The sequence below is a fragment of the Phenylobacterium sp. genome (genome assembly GCF_028290885.1).
GTDB lineage: Bacteria > Pseudomonadota > Alphaproteobacteria > Caulobacterales > Caulobacteraceae > Phenylobacterium.
Genome location: NZ_JAQGIZ010000279.1, coordinates 1 through 2,801, shown reverse-complemented (window position 1 = coordinate 2,801; position 2,801 = coordinate 1). Strand labels below are relative to the sequence as shown.

Annotated in this window: 3 protein-coding genes; 2 read left to right on the top strand and 1 reads right to left on the bottom strand. The window is 67.4% G+C overall.

The annotated features are described in order from the left end of the window. On the top strand, positions 1-1,244 hold a 1,244-nt coding region (gene gatA, locus JWP28_RS18445), incomplete at its 5' end, for an Asp-tRNA(Asn)/Glu-tRNA(Gln) amidotransferase subunit GatA (RefSeq protein ID WP_299545233.1). Between the two features lie 166 nt (positions 1,245-1,410). On the opposite strand, the gene JWP28_RS18440 is transcribed toward gatA, so the two are convergent. After that, positions 1,411-1,737 carry a hypothetical protein gene (locus JWP28_RS18440; RefSeq protein WP_299545231.1) on the bottom strand — a complete coding sequence of 109 codons (327 nt, stop codon included), beginning with the start codon at positions 1,735-1,737 and terminating at the stop codon, positions 1,411-1,413. Between the two features lie 120 nt (positions 1,738-1,857). Here JWP28_RS18440 and gatB point away from each other — a divergent pair. Then, positions 1,858-2,801 (top strand): Asp-tRNA(Asn)/Glu-tRNA(Gln) amidotransferase subunit GatB (gene gatB, locus JWP28_RS18435; RefSeq protein ID WP_299545229.1); only part of this gene is annotated, 944 nt, incomplete at its 3' end.

The following is a 2,801-nucleotide window of genomic DNA, read 5'->3' as shown; positions in this document are numbered from 1 at the left end:
TCAAGGACCTGTTCTGCACCAAGGGCGTCCGCTCGACCGCCGGCTCGAAGATCATCGGCGAGTTCAAGCCGACCTACGAATCCACCGTCACCGCCAACCTGTGGCGCGATGGGGCGGTGATGCTGGGCAAGCTCAACATGGACGAGTTCGCCATGGGCTCCTCCAACGAAACTTCGGCCTGGGGGCCGGTGGTCAACCCCTGGCGGAGCCGGGGCGGCAACGCCCAGCTGACGCCCGGCGGCTCTTCCGGCGGCTCGGCCTCGGCGGTGGCGGCGGAGCTGTGCCTCGGGGCCACGGCCACCGACACCGGCGGTTCGATCCGCCAGCCGGCGTCGTTCACCGGCACGGTCGGCATCAAGCCGACGTACGGCCGATGCTCGCGCTGGGGCGTGGTGGCGTTCGCCTCGTCGCTCGACCAGGCCGGGCCGATGGCGCGCACCGTCGAGGACGCCGCCATCCTGCTCACCTCCATGGCCGGCCACGATCCGAAGGATTCCACCAGCCTGCCGGTGGAGACGCCGGATTTCGCGTCCTTCGTCGGCAAGTCGGTCAAGGGTCTGCGGGTCGGCGTGCCCCGGGAATACCGGGTCGACGGCATGCCCGCCGAGATCGACGCGCTCTGGGAACAGGGGATCGCCTGGCTGAAGGATGCCGGCTGCGAGATCGTCGAGATCTCCCTGCCGCACACCAAATATGCGCTTCCGGCCTACTACATCGTGGCGCCCGCCGAAGCGTCGTCGAACCTCGCCCGCTACGACGGCATGCGCTACGGCCTGCGCGTCGAAGGCTCCAACCTCACCGATACCTACGAGAAGTCCCGCGCCGAGGGGTTTGGCGCCGAGGTCAAGCGCCGCATCCTGATCGGCACCTATGTGCTCTCGGCCGGCTACTACGACGCCTATTACCTCAAGGCGCTGAAGGTCCGCCGCCGGATCGCCGACGACTTCGACCAGGCGTTCGAGAAGGTCGACGCCCTGCTCACGCCCACGGCGCCCTCGGCCGCCTTCGGCCTGGGCGACAAGTCGGACGATCCGGTCGCCATGTACCTGAACGACATCTTCACGGTGACGGTGAACCTGGCGGGCCTGCCGGGGATGAGCGTGCCCGCCGGCCTCGACGCCTCGGGCCTGCCGCTCGGCCTGCAGCTGATCGGCCGCGCGCTGGACGAAGGCACGCTGTTCTCGCTGGGCGGGGCGCTGGAAAAGGCCGCCGACTTCCGGGTCAAGCCGCAGAAGTGGTGGTGAGCTCAGGGCTCATCCCTCCTCTTTAAGGGAGGGACAGGCCGCGTAGCGGCCAGGGTGGGGGAGTCGCGTTCAAGCTCCGAAGATCGAGCTTGATCCAGAAACCCCCACCCGGCCGAGGCTTCGCCTCGTCCACCCTTCCCTAAAGAGGAGGGATGGGCGCTGCTTCCTACTTGATCGCGTCGAATTCGGCCTGGATGACCTTCAGCTTGGCGTCGTCGATGGCGCCCTGGCTCATCGGGGCGACCTGGGCCAGCGTCATGTCCTTGATCTGGTCCATGTACTGCTCGATCGTCGGCAGTTCCTTGACCAGCACCGCCTTGGAGGCCGGGTTGGCCCACAGGGCGCCGATCGGCGTCTTGTCGACGCTCAAGGGCCCTGCGGCGGCGTCGGCAGCCGGAGCGGGAGTCGTAGCCGGGGCCGGAGCCTGGGCGAACGCCGGCGCGGCGGCCAGCGTGGCGAGGGCGGCCAACGCCGCGATGGTGGTGGTCTTCATGGGTTCCTTCCCCGAGGGATTCCAATAACGGCGCCCTTTGAGCCCGGTTTTTCGTCCTTGCGCAAGATGACGCGCGCGTCACGCTTTCTCTTCGCCCCTTAGGGCGCTAGTTGAGGCCCCATGAGCGAGAAGAGCAAGCTGATCGAGGGCCGCACCGGCCCGTGGGAGATCGTCCTGGGCCTGGAAGTCCACGCCCAGGTGGCCTCCAACGCCAAGCTGTTCAGCGGCGCGGCGGTGGGCTTCGGCGCGGGACCGAACGAGCAGGTCAGCCTCGTGGACGCCGCCATGCCCGGCATGCTGCCGGTGATCAATCGCCACTGCGTCGAGCAGGCGGTGAAGACCGGCCTCGGCCTGAAGGCGCAGATCAACCTGAAGAGCCACTTCGACCGGAAGAACTATTTCTACCCGGACCTGCCGCAGGGCTACCAGATCAGCCAGTACAAGCACCCCATCGTCGGCGAGGGCGAGGTCATCGTCGAGCACGACGACGGCTCGACCTTCACGGTGCGCATCGAGCGGCTGCACCTGGAGCAGGACGCCGGCAAGAGCCTGCACGACCAGGACCCCAACGCCACCTACGTCGACCTCAACCGGGCCGGCACCGCGCTGATGGAGATCGTCTCCATGCCGGACATGAGAAGTTCAGAAGAAGCCGCAGCTTACGTCAAGAAGCTGAGGACCATCCTGGTCTACCTCGGCACCTGCGACGGCGACATGGAGAAGGGCAACCTGCGGGCCGACGTCAACGTCTCGGTGCGCAAGCCCGGCGGCGAGCTCGGCACGCGCTGCGAGATCAAGAACGTCAACTCCTACCGCTACATCCAGCAGGCCATCGAGTACGAGGCGCGCCGGCAGATCGAGATTCTGGAATACGGGGTCTCGATCAGCCAGGAGACCCGGCTGTTCGACCCCGGCAAGCTCGAGACCCGCTCCATGCGCTCCAAGGAGGAGGCGCACGACTATCGCTACTTCCCCGATCCCGACCTCCTGCCGCTGGTGCTCGACCCGGCCTGGGTGAAGGAGATCGAGGCCACCCTGCCGGAGCTGCCGGACGCCAAGAAGGC